The 16,000-nt window shown below is 64.3% G+C and carries 12 protein-coding genes; 8 read left to right on the top strand and 4 right to left on the bottom strand.

Going from position 1 to position 16,000, the window contains the following annotated elements:
- Window positions 1-24 precede the first annotated feature (24 nt).
- Complete coding sequence (locus tag ACKFR8_RS00710; protein ID WP_296131984.1) at window positions 25-1,590, bottom strand: aspartate-alanine antiporter-like transporter; 1,566 nt, start codon at window positions 1,588-1,590, stop codon at window positions 25-27.
- 63 nt (window positions 1,591-1,653) lie between these two features.
- Window positions 1,654-2,523, bottom strand: a complete 870-nt coding sequence (locus ACKFR8_RS00705) for a patatin-like phospholipase family protein (protein ID WP_408930314.1) — start codon at window positions 2,521-2,523, stop codon at window positions 1,654-1,656.
- Window positions 2,524-2,558: 35 nt separating this feature from the next.
- Here ACKFR8_RS00705 and ACKFR8_RS00700 point away from each other — a divergent pair, with 35 nt between their 5' ends.
- Window positions 2,559-2,942 carry a hypothetical protein gene (locus ACKFR8_RS00700; RefSeq protein ID WP_408930313.1) on the top strand — a complete coding sequence of 128 codons (384 nt, stop codon included), beginning with the start codon at window positions 2,559-2,561 and terminating at the stop codon, window positions 2,940-2,942.
- On the opposite strand, the gene ACKFR8_RS00695 is transcribed toward ACKFR8_RS00700, so the two are convergent.
- On the bottom strand, window positions 2,939-3,601 hold the full coding sequence (locus ACKFR8_RS00695; protein ID WP_408930312.1) for a hypothetical protein: 663 nt from the start codon (window positions 3,599-3,601) through the stop codon (window positions 2,939-2,941). The two genes, ACKFR8_RS00700 and ACKFR8_RS00695, sit on opposite strands and share 4 nt — an antisense overlap.
- 147 nt (window positions 3,602-3,748) lie before the next feature.
- On the opposite strand from ACKFR8_RS00695, the gene ACKFR8_RS00690 reads away from it, so the two are divergent.
- From ACKFR8_RS00690 to ACKFR8_RS00670, 5 genes are all read left to right on the top strand, one after another.
- On the top strand, window positions 3,749-6,127 hold the full coding sequence (locus tag ACKFR8_RS00690; protein ID WP_408930311.1) for an MMPL family transporter: 2,379 nt from the start codon (window positions 3,749-3,751) through the stop codon (window positions 6,125-6,127).
- Entirely contained in the window at window positions 6,120-6,722 is a 603-nt protein-coding gene (locus ACKFR8_RS00685; protein WP_408930310.1) for a TetR/AcrR family transcriptional regulator, read from the top strand. The genes ACKFR8_RS00690 and ACKFR8_RS00685 overlap by 8 nt, the downstream gene beginning before the upstream one ends.
- Window positions 6,723-6,960: 238 nt before the next feature.
- Window positions 6,961-8,160: an NAD-dependent epimerase/dehydratase family protein gene (locus ACKFR8_RS00680; RefSeq protein WP_408930309.1), complete on the top strand. Its 1,200-nt coding sequence runs from the start codon at window positions 6,961-6,963 to the stop codon at window positions 8,158-8,160.
- An 8-nt stretch (window positions 8,161-8,168) separates the two neighbouring features.
- Window positions 8,169-9,314 (top strand): glycosyltransferase family 4 protein, encoded by a 1,146-nt coding sequence (locus ACKFR8_RS00675; protein WP_408930308.1) that lies wholly within the window; start codon window positions 8,169-8,171, stop codon window positions 9,312-9,314.
- Window positions 9,315-9,344: 30 nt separating this feature from the next.
- Window positions 9,345-10,433 carry a DUF6882 domain-containing protein gene (locus ACKFR8_RS00670; RefSeq protein WP_408930307.1) on the top strand — a complete coding sequence of 363 codons (1,089 nt, stop codon included), beginning with the start codon at window positions 9,345-9,347 and terminating at the stop codon, window positions 10,431-10,433.
- A 9-nt stretch (window positions 10,434-10,442) separates the two neighbouring features.
- On the opposite strand, the gene ACKFR8_RS00665 is transcribed toward ACKFR8_RS00670, so the two are convergent.
- Window positions 10,443-11,477, bottom strand: a complete 1,035-nt coding sequence (locus ACKFR8_RS00665) for a 3-hydroxyisobutyryl-CoA hydrolase (protein WP_408930306.1) — start codon at window positions 11,475-11,477, stop codon at window positions 10,443-10,445.
- Window positions 11,478-11,537: 60 nt separating this feature from the next.
- On the opposite strand from ACKFR8_RS00665, the gene ACKFR8_RS00660 reads away from it, so the two are divergent.
- Window positions 11,538-12,344, top strand: a complete 807-nt coding sequence (locus ACKFR8_RS00660; RefSeq protein WP_408930305.1) for an HAD family hydrolase — start codon at window positions 11,538-11,540, stop codon at window positions 12,342-12,344.
- A 143-nt stretch (window positions 12,345-12,487) separates the two neighbouring features.
- Window positions 12,488-15,991 (top strand): acyltransferase family protein, encoded by a 3,504-nt coding sequence (locus ACKFR8_RS00655; protein WP_408930304.1) that lies wholly within the window; start codon window positions 12,488-12,490, stop codon window positions 15,989-15,991.
- The last annotated feature ends 9 nt before the right edge of the window (window positions 15,992-16,000 follow it).

Here is a 16,000-nt window from a genome sequence, read left to right as displayed (position 1 = left end):
CGCCACCGAGGGCGTACTTATCCGCTACAGCGTCAGCATGATGGGAATAATCGCAATCTTGACTACCTGCGCCACCACGATGGTGGCGGCGTAGCCGGTCATGATGCGGGAATCGGAGCTTATCTCTGTGGCGTAGTTGACCACGGCGGGCTGACCAAAGACGCCGGAGATACCGCCAGCGGTGCGGGTCTCCGACTGGCCCAGCACGCGGCTGGCCCCCGCAAAGATGGCAATGGCTGCCACCGTGATGATCGCGGCGAGCACCATGCACTTCAGGCCCGTCATGGAGAAAGCCGTGGAGAGGAAAGCCTCACTGGAGGCAAGGCCCACAGAAGACAGGAAGATCACCAGGCCCCACTGTTGGAACGCGGTGTTAATGGAGGCCGGCACCTTCCACGGCACACGTCGCGTGCGATGCAGCGCGCCGAGGATGAGGCCGACAATGAGCGGGCCGAGCGCGAAGCCCAGCTCGAAGGACGTGCCGCCCGGAAGGGGAACCACGACGAGTGCGAGAAGGTAGCCCAGGAACAGGCCGCCGCCGACGGCCACCCAGTTCAACTGCGAATAGGCCTGGACCGAGTCACCAAAGTAATCGCGGATATCGCCCAAGCGATCCTGCTGCACAATGAGGTCGACGCGGTCACCGGCGTCCAGGTGGGTATCCATGGAGGCGAGGAACTCGTCGTCGCCGCGGTGGATGCGGATGATGCGGCCGCCGTAGCGTTTAAATAGGTCGAGCTCCTCCACGGTGTGTCCGGCGATATCCGTGTTGGAGACGACGACGGTTTCGATGGTGAGACGCTTGTCCACGAAGGGCACCTGCGGCTGGCGCTTGCCCAGGGCGTTGGTAAGCTCATGCCGCTTGGCCTTGGTAACAAGCACGCGGAGGATATCTCCCTTGCGGATCTCCGGGTGATCACCGGCCACGCGCACCGAATTGCCGCGGCGAATCGTGGCGATGACAAAGTGATCCTCAAAGCGCTCCACCAGCTCCTCGTAGGAAATGTTCTTCGTCACGCGAATGGTCCGCGAGCGGAAGATCTCTTCTGCAGAGGTGTCCTTGTCCTTGGTGCCGGGCCAGGACTGCTTGAGCAGTACTGCCACGAGCAGGATGGCCACCGCCACGCCCACGGGGTAGCCCAGGGAGTAGCCCACGGCGGGAAGATCCTCGCCGGTCTGCTGCTGAGCCACAGCGAGCGACGCCGTCGACGTCGTGGCGCCGGAGAACACACCGACAGACGCCAGCGGCGATAGCCCCAGCCAGCCGCCCGCGAGCAGGGCCATACCGGCGGCGGTGACGACCGCGACTGCCGCAGTGATCATGTGCTTGAGCTGCTCCGAAAAGCCCTTGAAGAACCTCTCGCCGGCAGCCAGGCCCTGCATGTAGATGAAGAGGCCCAGCCCCATCTCCTGCAGGCTGCTTAGGATCGTGCCATCGAGGTCTATAAAGGCGCCGATGGCCAAGCCGACAAACAGCGTGCCCGCCGCGCCAAAGCGCAGGGGGCCGAAGGGAATCATTCCAAATAGCGTGCCGAGCAGAGCAATAAAGAAGATGCTCAGCCAAATATTTCCATCAAATATTGACAACACGGAATAATATTCTAGGAAATCCGCCCGCCCCCTCCACACTGGCAGGCCCCACTTGGTTTTCTGCTAGGAAGTGAGGAACTCCCGCCACGCCGGCCACTCCGCATAGGTCTGCGCGCGGCCGGCTTCAAAGTTGGAGCGGAGCTTGGCCACGTCGCGCTCGGTGGAAGCAACCTGCATGTCCTCGGGGAAGAAGAGCTGGGCCTTGCCCTGCTTCTCCAGTTCCACGAGCCGGTCCTTGGACGCGTTGTACTTGGCGGGGCGCGCAATCATGGCCTCCGCCACGGCCGGATACTTGCGGAAGATGCGGCGCAGCGCGGTGGGGCGGCCCGCCTTCGGGCGGACGTAGCCGCGGGGCTTGGTGCCGAGGAAGAGAAACTTCTCAAAGCCGGCCTCCTCCGCCTGCTCGATGAGGAGTCCCCCGGATTCGCCCATTGCGCCGTCGACGTACGGGGCGCCGTCGATAATGCGCATGGGCATGATAAGCGGCAGCGTCGAGGATGCGCGCACGCGCACCATAAGGTCGTCCTGCGTTGGCATGTCCTCGCGCCCCCAATAGACCGTCTCCCCGGTATCGGCGCGGGCAGCGGAGATGCACACCTGCGCCGGATTGCTGCGGAAGGCCTCCCAGTCAAAGGGCATGTCCTGATCGGCGGCCTTCTCGTAGATGTATTCGGCATTGAAATAGCCGGTGCCGCGCAGCAGCGAGCCGAGGCCGCCGAAGCTGGGGTTCTTGGCAAAGTCCACGAAGGAGTCCTCGGAGCGGATTGGGTCGCGCGAGAGGAAGTTCACGGTGTGGGAGGACCCGGCGGATACGCCGCCGACCCAGCCGAACTCCACCTCTTCCTGCAGAAGCTTGACAATGCAGGCGGCGGTGTAGGAATTGCGCATCCCGCCGCCTTCGATGACCAGTGCTGTATCTTTCGCGTCAATCACAGTCAACGATGGTACCCGCGGGCTAGGATCGCGCCATGGGTCTCTTGTCAGCTCTGAAGAATCTGGTGTCCACGCCCGGCGCACGCTTAGCCTCGCCCGATCCGCATGCGGTGCAGGTGGAGGTGGATTCTTTGACCGTGCATACCGCAGAGGACCTCATCATCCTGGTGACCTCCCCGGCCGAGGCCCGGGTGCTGGCGGAAGTGGGGCGCGCTGGCGAGCCAGCGCGGCTGCGCGGGCCGCAGACCACCGTGCATCTCTCCCCCACCGGCGCACAGGAGCGCGCGGTGCATGATCCGTCAAAAGGCTGGGTCATTCCGCTGAACGCCGGCGAGCAGCAACGGCTGGCAGAGCTTAGCGCTGCACCCGGCGACTATGAAATCTCTAACACCCTTGCCGTATCGATCGAGGCCGCCTAGGCCGTCAGGAGGGACACCACACCCATGATGATGAGGAAGGCTGCCACGCCGTAGCCACTCCACAGCGAGACGGCGGTGGAGTTCTCACGCGCCCAAGAAAAGGCGCGCCCGGCCCAGGAGTGCGGCTTGGCCCGCACCACCGCGATGAACAGGCCGCACAGGGTGGGCAGGGAGAGCGCGAAGGTGGCGTAGAAGAAGAGCCCGCCGTATTTCACGGTGCGGCTAAAGTCCCCGGCGGCCAGGTGCATCAGCCCGTAAAAGAAGGGCACGGAAGTCAGGGACTGGATAACGCCCATGAGGTAGCCCACCACCACGGTCTTCGGGGACGGGGTGCGCAGCGGGCCGAGGAGTTTGTGCACCATCTCGTTCGGCTCGCCCTTCGAGCGCCAGGCCAGAAGGCCCAAGGCCGCACCGATGACGATAAGCCCAAAACCAATGAGCGGTGACCCCAAGGCGGCGGCGACCTTGTCCTGGATGCCGACGAAGATGAACATGACCACGGCGGCGGCGGTGAGCACGCCGAACCAGTCCCCCACGATGACCAGGGCGGCGATCTTCCGGTAGCTGCCGCGCGGGAGCATGATGCCGATGGCCACGAGGATGCCGATGAGCAGCGCGTTGACGGAATCGGCAAAGGCATTGAGCACGGCTTCAAGCATGCGGGCCAGTCTACAGCGCGACCGTGACGTGCCGGCACGGGGTCCGAGCAACCACGTTCAAGTTGCACCCACCCCGCAAACTTACATATACTGCGCAAAGTTTCATTGATACTGAAATTTCCCATCGCGTCTGCAAAGGACTATCCAATGTCAACCTTCCTCTACCGCCTGGGCAGCTGGTCATACCGCAAGGTATGGCCCTTCCTTGCCTTCTGGTTGGTACTACTCATCGCCCTCGGCGGCCTCGCCGCGGGTTTTGCCAAATCCCCTAACCCCAACTTCTCCATGCCGGACATGGACTCCACCGTCACCCAAGAGGAGATGATGGAGCGCTTCGGCACCGAGACCGATGCCATGAGCGAGCCGTCGGGCTCCGTGCTCATCCAGGCTCCCGAGGGAAAGACTCTGGAGGACCCGGAGGTTGCGGGGGACGTCGACAAGCTGCTCGGTGAGCTCAAAGACACCGGGGTTCTCACCGATACTGACGCTCTGGTCAGCCCCGTCATGGCGGCCGCCGGAATGCAGCAGCAGATGAGCGAGAAGATGGCCGCGCAGGGCATGCCGCAGGAGCAGATTGAGAAGAACCTGCAGCAGCTCTCCCCGCTCAGCGCGGACAAGCGCACCGGCACCGTGTCTGTGACCTTTGATTCCGAGAATGTCATGGACATTCCGGACGAAGACCTCACCGCAGTCACCGACGTGCTCAAGGACTTCGATGGCGAGGGCAGCGATCTCACCGTGAAGTACTCCGGCAACGCCTTCAACGGCGCGGCCGAGGGCATGAACGGCTCCGCCGAAATCATCGGCCTCATCGTCGCCGCCGTGGTGCTGCTCATCACCTTCGGCTCCTTCGTCGCCGCCGGCATGCCGCTGCTCTCCGCCGTAATCGGCGTCGGCGTGGGCATCCTGGGCGTGCAGCTGTGCACCCTGTTTACGGATTCCATCTCTGATATGACCCCGACCCTGGCCTCCATGATCGGCCTGGCCGTGGGCATTGACTACGCCCTGTTCATTGTGAACCGCTTCCGCAACGAGCTCATTACCTCCTCTGGCCTCAATAACCTGAGCCCGAAGGAACTGGCTCAGGAGCTGAAGAAGATGGATAAAGCCACCCGCGCGCACGCCATGGGCATCGCGCTGGGTACCGCCGGTTCCTCCGTGGTGTTCGCCGGCATCACCGTGGTCATTGCTCTTGCCGCCTTAATTATCATCGGCATCCCCTTCCTGTCCACCATGGCGCTGGCCGCGGCCGCCACCGTCATCATCGCGGTGTGCGTGGCGCTGACGTTCATTCCGGGCCTGCTCGGCCTGCTGGGCACGAAGATCTTTGCTGGCCGCGTTCCCGGCCCCAAGGTCCCGGATCCGGAGGACGAGAAGCCGACCATGGGCCTGCTCTGGGTGCGCCGCATCCGTGCTCACCCGTGGCTGCATCTCATCGCGGGCGTGGTCCTGCTGGGTATTCTCACCATCCCGGCCGCGCAGCTGCGCCTGGCCATGCCCACGGACGGCACCGCGAAGCTCGGCACGCCGCAGCGCGACGCCTACGAGATGACGGAGGAGGCCTTCGGCCCTGGCCGCAATGCCCCGATGATCGCGTTCGTGGACGTCGCCAACGTGGCCGAGCAGGACCGCATGCCGGCCTTCCAGGAGCTGCTCACCAAGATTCAGGGCACCGAGGGCGTGGAGAACGCCCAGATTGTCCAGACCACGGAGAACGGCGACGCCGCCCAGGTCATGATCACCCCGACCACTGGCGCTACTGACCCGGCCACCACCGAGACCCTCAACCACCTGCGCGACTACCAGCAGGAGTTCGAGGATTCCACCGGCGGCAGCTACGGCATCACGGGCATTACCCCGATCTTCGACGACATTTCGCAAAAGCTGAGCGACGTCCTGGTCCCCTACATCGCCATCGTCCTGGGCCTGGCCTTCCTCGTGCTCATGCTCGTCTTCCGCTCCCTGTGGGTACCACTCATCGCCGCGGCTGGCTTCGCTATGTCCATGGGTGCTGCCTTCGGCGTGACCGTGGCCATCTTCCAGGAGGGCATGCTGGGCATCATTGACGACCCGCAGCCGCTGCTGTCCTTCCTGCCCATCATGCTCATCGGCCTCACCTTCGGCCTGGCCATGGACTACCAGGTCTTCCTGGTCACCCGCATGCGCGAGGGCTATGCGCACGGCAAGACGGCGGGCAACGCCACCTCGAATGGCTTCAAGCACGGTGCCCGCGTGGTGACCGCCGCCGCCCTGATTATGATTTCGGTCTTCGCCGCCTTCATCCTCATGGATGAGCCCTTCATCAAGACCATGGGCTTTGCCCTGGCGGTGGGCGTGCTGTTCGACGCCTTCGTGGTCCGCATGCTCATCATCCCGGCCACCATGTTCATCCTGGATTCCCGCGCGTGGTACTACCCGAAGTGGCTGGACAAGATCACCCCGAACCTCGACATCGAGGGCGAAGCCCTGTCCCGCAACCGCGACGAGCTCCTGGCCTTCCAGCAGGAAAAGGTGCGCAATGGCTAGCCTGCGCGAAACCAAGAAGGAGGCAACGCGCCGCGCGCTGGCCGATGCCGCCGCAAGCCTCGCACTGAGCGGTGGCAGCGATTCGGTCACCGTCGGCGCCATCGCCGAGGCCGCCGGGGTGTCTGCGCGCACTTTCCACAACTACTTCACCTCCGCGGCCGACGCGCTGCTGTATTCCACCGCGGACGTCCTTGAGCAGTTCAGCGCTGAGGTGCCGGACCTCTTCCCGGAGGCACGCGGTATCACCGAGCTCTTCGAATCCATCGTCCTCGACTCCCTCGGCGACCAACAGACGGAGCTGCATTCTCTGCCTTCCCTGTTTCGCGTCGGCGAGGCCCTGGAGAACCTCAGCACCTCTAGCGAGGAGAAAAGGAAGTACGACGCTGTGGCGCACGGCGTCCTGGATGCCTTCCACGCACGCTTCCCCGCGCGTGACTCCTTCGAGGTAGCAGTTCTCCTGCAGGCCAGCGCCGGTGCCGCCATCGTGGCGCTGAAGGAATGCACCACGCACCAGCTCACCAATGACTCGGTCGGTGCCGAAGAATTGGTCAAGCGAGCGTTCTCGGCCCTGCGCACTGTCTCTCCTGCGCCCTAGGCGCACGTATTTTCTACACCCTTAGGAAACATTCACTCACTGTTTACCCGCCGGGCCCTCTCAGGAGGCGCCCGGCGGGTATCGTTTCTAAAAGTGTGCCTGCCGCCGCGGCGTGGATCTTCCACATCCGGCGGCTAGTTCTGTATCGCCCCACTCCCCTCTGTCCGGGAGCAAAACGGCGGAGCACAAGGCGCCGTAGGTAATGCCCCCCGACCAAGTGATGTGGAGAAAACAAACAGTGAAGGTAGCGATTTTCGGCGGCGACGGTTTCTGCGGCTGGCCCGCCTCCCTCTATCTCTCCGACCAAGGCCACGAGGTTACAATCGTGGACAACCTCTCCCGCCGCGCTATCGACACGGAGCTGGGTGCTGAGTCCCTCACCCCCATCGTGGGCATCGACGAACGCCTTGCCGCGTGGAATGAAGTGACCGGCAAGACCATTAGTTTCCGCAACATCGACGTAGCGCAGGACTACGATGCCCTGCTGGATTTCTTGTCCACCGAGCGCCCTGACGCCGTTGTGCACTTCGCCGAACAGCGCGCCGCGCCGTACTCCATGAAGTCCTCTCGCACCAAGCGCTACACGGTGGATAACAACATCAACGCCACCCACAACCTGCTCGCCGCCATCGTGGAGTCCGACCAGGACATTCACGTTGCGCACCTGGGCACCATGGGCGTCTACGGCTACGGCACCGCCGGCATGAAGATCCCGGAGGGCTACCTGGACGTCCAGGTGGATACCGGGGATAACGGCGTGGTGGAGCAACAAATCCTCTACCCCTCCAACCCGGGGTCGGTCTACCACATGACGAAGGTGCTGGACCAGCACCTGTTTGCCTACTACGCCAAGAACGACGAGCTGCGCATCACCGACCTGCACCAGGGCATTATCTGGGGCACCCACACCGAGCAGACCGCGCGCGACGAGCGCCTCATCAACCGTTTCGACTACGATGGCGATTACGGCACGGTGCTCAACCGCTTCCTCATCCAGGCAGGTATTGGCTACCCCCTCACCGTCCACGGCACCGGCGGCCAGACCCGCGCGTTTATCCACATCCGGGACATGGTGCGCTGCATCGAGCTAGCACTCAACAACCCGCCGGAGCGCGGCGACCGAGTCAAGATCATCAACCAGATGACGGAAACCCACCGCGTGCGCGATCTGGCCGAGCTGGTGTCCAAGATCTCTGGCGCGGAGGTGGCCTACGTGCCGAATCCGCGCAAGGAGTCCGCGGAAAACGAGCTTTTCGTATCCAATGACACGTTCCTGTCCTTGGGGCTTGAGCCCACTACCTTGTCGGAAGGCTTGCTCCATGAGGTCGAAGAAGTTGCCCGCAAGTACGCCGACCGCGCGGACCGCTCCAAGATTCCAGCACAGTCCCTGTGGACCAAGCAGCAGCATGCGGGCCTGCCCGGCGCGGCGGAGGCTTAAGTCCCTCCATGCGCATCGCCATTGTTACTGAGGTCTTCCTCCCCAAAATCGACGGTGTGGTCACGCGCCTCACGCGCACGCTGGACCAACTCGCTGCCCTCGGGCATGAGGTCCGCATCTTCGCCACGGGCCAGGCTCCGGCCACCTACGCCGGATTCGAGGTCACCCGCATTCCGAGCCTATCTCTGTGGGTGTACCCGGAAATCAAGTTCGGTCTCCCCTCCTGGACTTTCTTTAAGGAGATCCGGGACTTCGATCCGGACGTCATCCATGCGGTGAACCCGATCTGGACCGCTGCCCTGGGCGTCTTCGCCGCGCAGCGCGATGCCGTTCCCCTGGTAGCGAGCTTCCACACCAACGTTCCGGAGTACGTGGACGCACTCGGCATTGGGTGGACCCGCCCGCTGACGGAAGCCGCGTTGAAGTACCTGCACAACCAGGCTGCGGTGAACCTGTGCACGTCGGGCCCCATGGTGGACAAGGCGCGTGCGGTGGGAATCCGCAACGTGAAGCTGTGGCCCAAGGCGGTGGACACGCAGGCCTACCAGCCTTCCCGTGCCACCGCGGCCATGCGTGAGCGGCTCACTGGCGGCAATCCCGAGGCACCGCTGCTCACCTATGTCGGCCGCGTGTCCAAGGAAAAGGACTTGGAGCGTCTCAATCACGTCATGCAGCTAGTACGCGCCGAGCATAGCGACGCCCGCCTGGCCATTGTCGGCGACGGCCCCTCCCTGGAGGAGCTCAGGAACTCCTTCGACCCCGCCTACACGGTCTTTACTGGCTACCTGTCGGGCGAGGAACTAGCCGCGGCCTTCGCCGTCGGCGACGTGTTCCTTTTCCCTTCCGCCACGGAGACGCTAGGCCTGGTGGCCCTGGAGTCGTTTGCATCCGGTGTGCCGGTCATCGGCACCAATGCCGGCGGCATCCCCTTTGTCATCGAGGAGGGAGTGACCGGGCACCTCATCGCAGACGAGGCTGACGATTCCGCCTGGGCGAACGCCGCGCTGGGCCTTCTGCGCGATCCATCCCGGCGAAAGGCGATGGGAGATGCGGCTCGACGCGAAGCGGAGAAGTACTCCTGGGTAGAATCCACCCAAGCCCTCCTTGCCGCCTACGAGGAGGCGATTGAGCACCCGTTCCGCCGAGACCACTAAGGACCGCTAAGACTAGTCATGGATACCGCGATGAGCACCTATTCGGACTGCGCATTCATCCAAGCCGGGGTGGATCTGGCCTTCTCAGACCGCCTTGGCCGGGTCACCAGCGTGGAGGTCAACTTCGACGGCCCCAGTGACCCCTCCGTGCTGGACCAGGCTGCCACGGTCCGGATTACTTCGGATCGCGGCGTGAGCGACTTTCAGGGCCTGCGCCTCGCCGTTCTCAAGGACGGCGAGTTCCACTGGGCAACTGCCCTGAAAGACTCCTCCCAAAATTCCCCGCAGCCGGACTCCGACCTCGTGCGGGGCCTGGCGCGCCGCCTGGTGGACAATCGCCCCGCTGTCCTGGTGGCGCAGGGCGAACACGAGGCACTCGTGGCAGTGGACGTCCTCGACATCTACCCGGATCCGCGCCCCAGCATCCTGGCCGGCTTGGAAAAGCACAGCGGCATGGTCGATGAGCGGCGCGCGGTGGCGGGGCTGGCAAACTACCTGGGCATTCCTGCCGCGCAGCGGGATTCGCTGGCGCTTTTCGACGGCTCCCATATCGCCGATCTGCCGGGCGGGCTGTCTGCCCGCGACGTGTTGGCTGACGCGCACTTCCTCGCCGCCGAGCACAACTTCTTCCTTGAGGCGCGCTTCCCGCAGCTCACCGCGGACCTCGATCCCGGTTCGGCCCGCACCGTGGTGACCACGGCGCATGGTTCGGTGACGGTCATGTCCCATCTCATCGCCACGCTCAGCGGCGACACGTTTACCTGGGCCTGGGCCGACCGTGCTTTCTCCGCCAGCCCCGCGGCAGCGGCCGCGGCCAACCTGCGCCGCTTTGGCTATGACCACGCCGTGCCGGAACTACTGCGCCCACGCGTTCCTATTGCCGTCGCCCGCCGCAGCCGCCTGCCGCAGCTGGCCATGCCCATCACCAACCTGTGGACGCTCATTCCGGTGCGCCTGCCGGATTCGCGCCAGGGGCTCGCGCTGTCCGACGCCCCAGCGTTCCGCCTTCCCGCGCCCACCCCTGCGGCCACGCAAGGAACGCTCGAGGTACCGGTGCCGCCGGGCGTGGACGAACAGCGCGCTCGCGCCGCCTACCAGCGCCTGCGCAATCAGTTCTAGGCGTTCAACCTAAGCCTTCAGGACAGCCCGAAACTCCTCCGGGTCAACCTCCGCGGTAGTACCGGGGGCAAACTGCGCGTCGTGGGTCTTGTCCACGAGGACTGCGCGCACGCCCTCGGCAAAGTCGGGGCGGCGGTACATGTGCATGCCGAGCTTGAGTTCGAGCAGCAGCGCCTCGCGGATGTCCTCCAGCTGCGCCTCTGCCTCGAAGAGTGCGTTGGCCGCCACCACCGACGCCGGGCACGCTCTTTCCATCAGCCGGCGGACCTCACCGCCAATCTGCGGGCGCTTATCCAGCTCCGCGGAAATCTCCTCCCAAGTGGGCAGCGCAAAGGTCTCCTCTAGGTCGTGGGCGACCTGCGCCAGCGGCGCGGGCTCGGCGGGCGCGGGGAGGGCAAGCTCCGCTACTGCGGAATCGATACCATGGGCAAGTGTGGCGTCGATAAACGCCCCGGCGTCCTTGACCACGTGTGTAGCCACGCCGGTCCACAGCATGTCCGCGGCGTACATCCGGTAGCCGGTCAACCCCCAGAACTTGGCCAAGCCTGGGGAGGCCACCCCGCGGGTGCCCACCATGCGCTGGGCGGCAAATGCCACGCCGACGTCCGTGACGTAGCCAATGTTCATCTCCGGCATGGCGGCAAACGCACGCTCGGTGACCACACGGTGCGAGCCGTGCAGCGAGATGCCCAATCCGCCGCCCATAGCCACACCATCGATGACCGCGATGAAGGGCTTAGGAAACTCCGCGATATCGCCGTTGGTGAGGTACTCCGTGGCAAAGAATTCATCGACGGCCTCGAGCTGACCAGACTCGATCCCCTCGCGCGCGTGGCGAACGTCCCCGCCCGCGCAGAATGCCTTCGGGCTAGCGGAATGGATCAGCACCTGTTCGATAGCCGGATCCTCGCGCCATGATTCAAGGGCGCGACGGATGATGTTGATCATCTCCGGGTTCAGGGAATTAAGCGCCTGCGGGCGGTTGAGCTCGAGTACTCCGGTATGGTTACGTACGGAAACGAGTACTGGGTCAGTCGTAGTCATACGCACCAGTGTTCCACATCACAAAGCTTCCGGCTACCTCATATTTCTGTTCAGGACGGTGTGTTTTTGCTCCCTCAGCTCGTAGCCCTCGACATGGATGGCACGCTTCTTAACGCCCACGGCCAGCTGCCCGCTGACTTCCCCGAGCTTTCCGCCCTCGCCGCCCAGCGCGGCTGCGAGCTCGTGCCGGCCTCGGGCCGCCAGCTGGCCACATTGCAGGACATGTTCCCCAACGGGGGCACATTTATTGCAGAAAACGGCAGCGTCGTGGTCCACGCTGGAAATCTCATTGCCACCTCCCCCATTGATGAGGACACGGTGGCCGCCGCTCGCGCCGCCGCGGCTGACATCGCGGAGCCACACACCACCGTGCTGTGCACCCCGGAGACCGCCTTTGTGGCCGAGGACGCTGACGCCACCGCGCGCGCAGAGATTGCCAAGTACTACAAGGCCGTCACGTGGGTCCCTTCCTTGGACGTGGTCCCCAACACGGGAATCATCAAGATCGCCATTTTCTGTGCGGCCGGCACGGAAGCACACATCTATGGCCCTATCTCGCGGGCGGTGCCGAACGACAACGTGGCAATTTCCGGCAAGGTGTGGCTCGACGTCATGGCGCGTGATGTGGACAAGGGCGCAGCACTCACGCAGTTGGCGGAGCTTATCGACGTCCCCATTTCCCGCACCGTGGCCTTTGGTGACTATCTCAATGACCTGCAGATGCTTCGCGCTGCCGGCACCGCCGTGGCGATGGAGAATGCTCACCCGCAGCTGAAGGAAGTAGCGGACATCATCGCCCCCGCAAATACAGACAACGGCGTCAGCGTTGTTCTGCGCCGTCTACTGGGCGAGTCCGACGTCAACTAATACTTATATTTCTAACACGCAGACCTAGCACGTTCGCGTCCCTCACTGGGCTGGGGAGTAGTATTACCGAAGTTCAGTGCCCGGGATGCTCGTTTGTGGAGTGAGTTGTGAAGAACCTCTTGAAGTCGATATTGCCTCGCCCTTTGAGGCGCACGAAGCCGACGACAAAACACCCCACGCAACCGGCGACATCCGCGACGCGCCCGGCCCCCTCGCCAAAGCCGGCCACCCCTGCCCCGGCAGCCGCCAAGACCGCGGCGGCTACCCCGGCGAAGACCGCTGCGAAGAACCCAGCACAACCTGCTGCTAAAGCGTCGACGCCGACTAAGGGCGCTACACCCTCTACACAAAAGCCCGCCGCACAGAAGCCGGCGGCGAAGAAGCCCTCTGCGAAGCCAGCCGCCACAAAGAGCGGCAAGGCTGCACCGCACCCATCCCGCAAGCCTGCGGCACCGAAGCCGCACCGCGACCGCGACAATTCTCTGGAGTTCGTTCCCGGCGCCCTGCCCAAGGCTTCAGCCGTGAAGAAAGCCAAGCTAGCCAAGACTCGCGACGATTCCACGACGCCCAAGCCCGGCGGCACTCCTGCATCCCGACGCAAGCCACGCCGCGACGCTTCCGCAGTTCGTACTCCCCGCCCCTCCACCACCCCGGCACGATCGCAGAAGTCCAAGGCCGCACAGCCGGCACAGAAGCAGACCCCCAAGCAGCCGCGGTCGCAGACGCAGCCCAAGCAAGCTGCTCAGAAGCAGACCCCGGCGAAGCCAGCTGCTCAGCAAAAGCAGCAGAAGCCTCAGCGCCCCCAGGCCACGACGCCCGCGAAGCCGGCACAAGCACAACGACCAGAGCCGAAGAAGCCGGCACCCAAGCAGCCACAGCCACAAGCGCAGCCCAAGCAAGCTGCTCAAAAGCAGACCCCGGCAAAGCCAACTGCTCAGCAAAAACAGCAGAAGGCCCAGCGCCTCCAGGCCACAACACCCGCGAAGCCGGCACAGAAGCCGGCTCCCAAACAGCCACAGTCGCAGCCGCAGCCCAAGCAAGCCGCCCCGAAGCAGACCCCGGCAAAGCCAGCTGCCCCGCAGAAGCAGCAGAAGCCTCAGCGCCCACAGCCGAAGCCGTCAACTGCGGCGGCGAGTGCTGCCGGGGTGGCGTCGGCAAGCGCGGCTTCTGCAGCTGCCGCGCAACGTGCTTCACAGCGCCCCGAGCCAAAGAAGTCGGCCCCCAAGCAGGAGCCGACCACGAAGCCAGCGACACAGCAGCCGGCTGCACAGCGTCCTGCGCCCGCACAGAAGCAGAAGCAGCCTCAGCGCCCCGCACCGCACAAGCCTGCGTCCGAAAAGCCTTCTGCACCCCGCCAGGATTCTGCGCCGAAGACCGCTCAGCAGTCGGTCAAGCAGCCGCCGCAGCAGCGCCAAGCGCCACAGCAGCGACAAGCTCCGCAGCAGCCGCAGTCGGGACACAAGCCCACGGCACAGTCGGCGCAGGCGGCACCGGCAACGCCATCAGCACAGAAGCCGCACTCTGACCAAGAGATCGCTCAGGCGCTCGCGCGACGCTCCCAGTCCGTGGGAACGCCGTCCTCCAAGCAGCTCAAGGCCTCCAAGCCCACGCGGGAACAGCGCCACCCTGCGCGCCAGCAACCGACAGAGCCTAAAGCTGCACCGCAGGCATTCGCTCCAGCCCCGGCAGCCAAGCCCGCAGCGGTACCTGCTGCCCCACCGGAAGCGCACCACCACACTGACGTTCTGGCTGTGCCGAAGGAGTCCGCGGCGGTAAAGCGAGAGCGCCGCGCACGCTTGCGTCAGGTCCCAGGACTGGACGGTCTGCGTGGTCTCGCCGTTCTGGCCGTGGTGATCTATCACTTCTTTGGTGATCTCCTCCCCGGCGGCTACTTGGGCGTGGACATGTTCTTCGTCCTCTCCGGATTCCTCATTACGTCCCTGCTTGTTCGTGAATTCAACGTCTCGGGACGCATCAGCCTCAAGGACTTCTGGATCAGGCGTTTCCGCCGCATCCTTCCCGCTGCGCTCGTGGTGCTCATTGTGTGTACGGCCATTGTGTCTGCCATTGGCGGCGATCTCGCCGTGGGCATTCGCGAGCAGTTCCTGGGCACCTTCTTCTTTGTCAACAACTGGACGCAAATTGCCACCAGCCAGACGTACTTCGCCCCCAATGAGGTACAGGTTTTCGCTCACTACTGGTCCCTGGCCGTGGAAGAGCAGTTCTACCTGATCTGGCCACTGTTGGCCTATGGTGCCTTTGTGATTTCGCGGCGCCAGCCCAAGCGCCTGCCTAGTGCACTAGCGATCTTCTTGGCTGTGGCTTCTGCCGTCGCTATGGCGCTGCTCTTCGTGCCGGGTGAGGACCCCACGCGCGTGTACTACGGCACCGATACCCACGCCTTCGGATTGCTCATCGGCGCGCTCCTGTCCTTCCTGTTGACCTCCCCGGCCAACGACCCGCGGGCGGATTCCTGGCCCACACGCAGCAAGGGTCGTCTCGCTGGAACGGTGGGCGCCCTGGCGCTGATTGCCTACGTTGTGCAGCTGTTCATGATGGGTGCAGACCTCGACTTCACCTACCGCGGTGGCTTGGTCCTCACCAGTGTTCTGGGCGCGGCCATGATCTGGGGAACCGTGCGTGAGGCCGGCCCGCTGAAGTGGATTTTCAGCACCCGGGTGATGCGGTGGCTGGGCCAGCGCTCCTTCTCCCTGTACCTCTGGCACTGGCCGGTCGTGATGATTCTGCGGGAGCTGTTTGACGCACCCGGGTGGGTCCTCGGACTCATTGCACTCGCCCTCTCCTTCGTGCTGGCGGAAATCTCCTACCAATTCGTGGAGAACCCTTTCCGCCGCGGCGGCTACCTCAAGACGTGGCGCGGGTTCTGGGCGGCACGCCCGACGCTGCACGAGCTCAAGGAAGGCTTTGGCAAAACCATGTGGCCGCTGGTGCCGGTGCTCGTCATCCTGTCCTTGGTGGGAGTTGGCTACGGCCTAGTGACGTCGAACGATAAGACGGAGCTGGAGCAGGAGCTGGAGCGCATGGCGCAGTCGAATCAGCAGGCTGCCGAGTCCGCTGCCCCGGCGCCGTCCACGACGCAGCCGCCGACCACGGAGGCAGCGCCGAAGCGCGCGATGCCGACCGGCGCCGAGATGAACGCCGTGGGTGACTCGGTCATGCTCGCGGCCTCTGAGGGACTGAATGAGAGGTTCCCGGGCATCGTCATCGACGCGGCTATCTCCCGCCACTACACCGCCGTCATCCCGATTCTGCAGGCTCTCAAGGACTCCGGCCAGCTGCGCTCCACGGTGCTCATTGGTTTGGGCACTAACGGCGCGTCCCTGGACAACCAGATGAACGAAATGCTCGACATCATCGGCCCCGACCGTACCGTCATCATGGCGCTGCCCAACGGCGACCGCGAGTGGATGGTTCCGGCACGCCAGGAAATCATCGACACTGCCCGCGAGCACGACAACGTCTATGTGGCCGACTGGTGCGGCATTGCTCAGGAGCACCCCGAGATGGTCTACGACGACGGCATTCACCCGATGCCCGAGGGTGCGGGTCTCTACGCGGACGCCTTCGAGGATGCGCTCGAGCAGTACGTCAACGACGACAAGAACCTCACCTCCCGCTGCGGCTAAGGCAGAGGA

Source organism: Corynebacterium axilliensis (assembly GCF_046097495.1).
Classification (GTDB): domain Bacteria; phylum Actinomycetota; class Actinomycetes; order Mycobacteriales; family Mycobacteriaceae; genus Corynebacterium.
The sequence above is the reverse complement of the archived record's forward strand: the minus strand, read 5'-3'. Positions and strand labels throughout refer to the sequence as shown.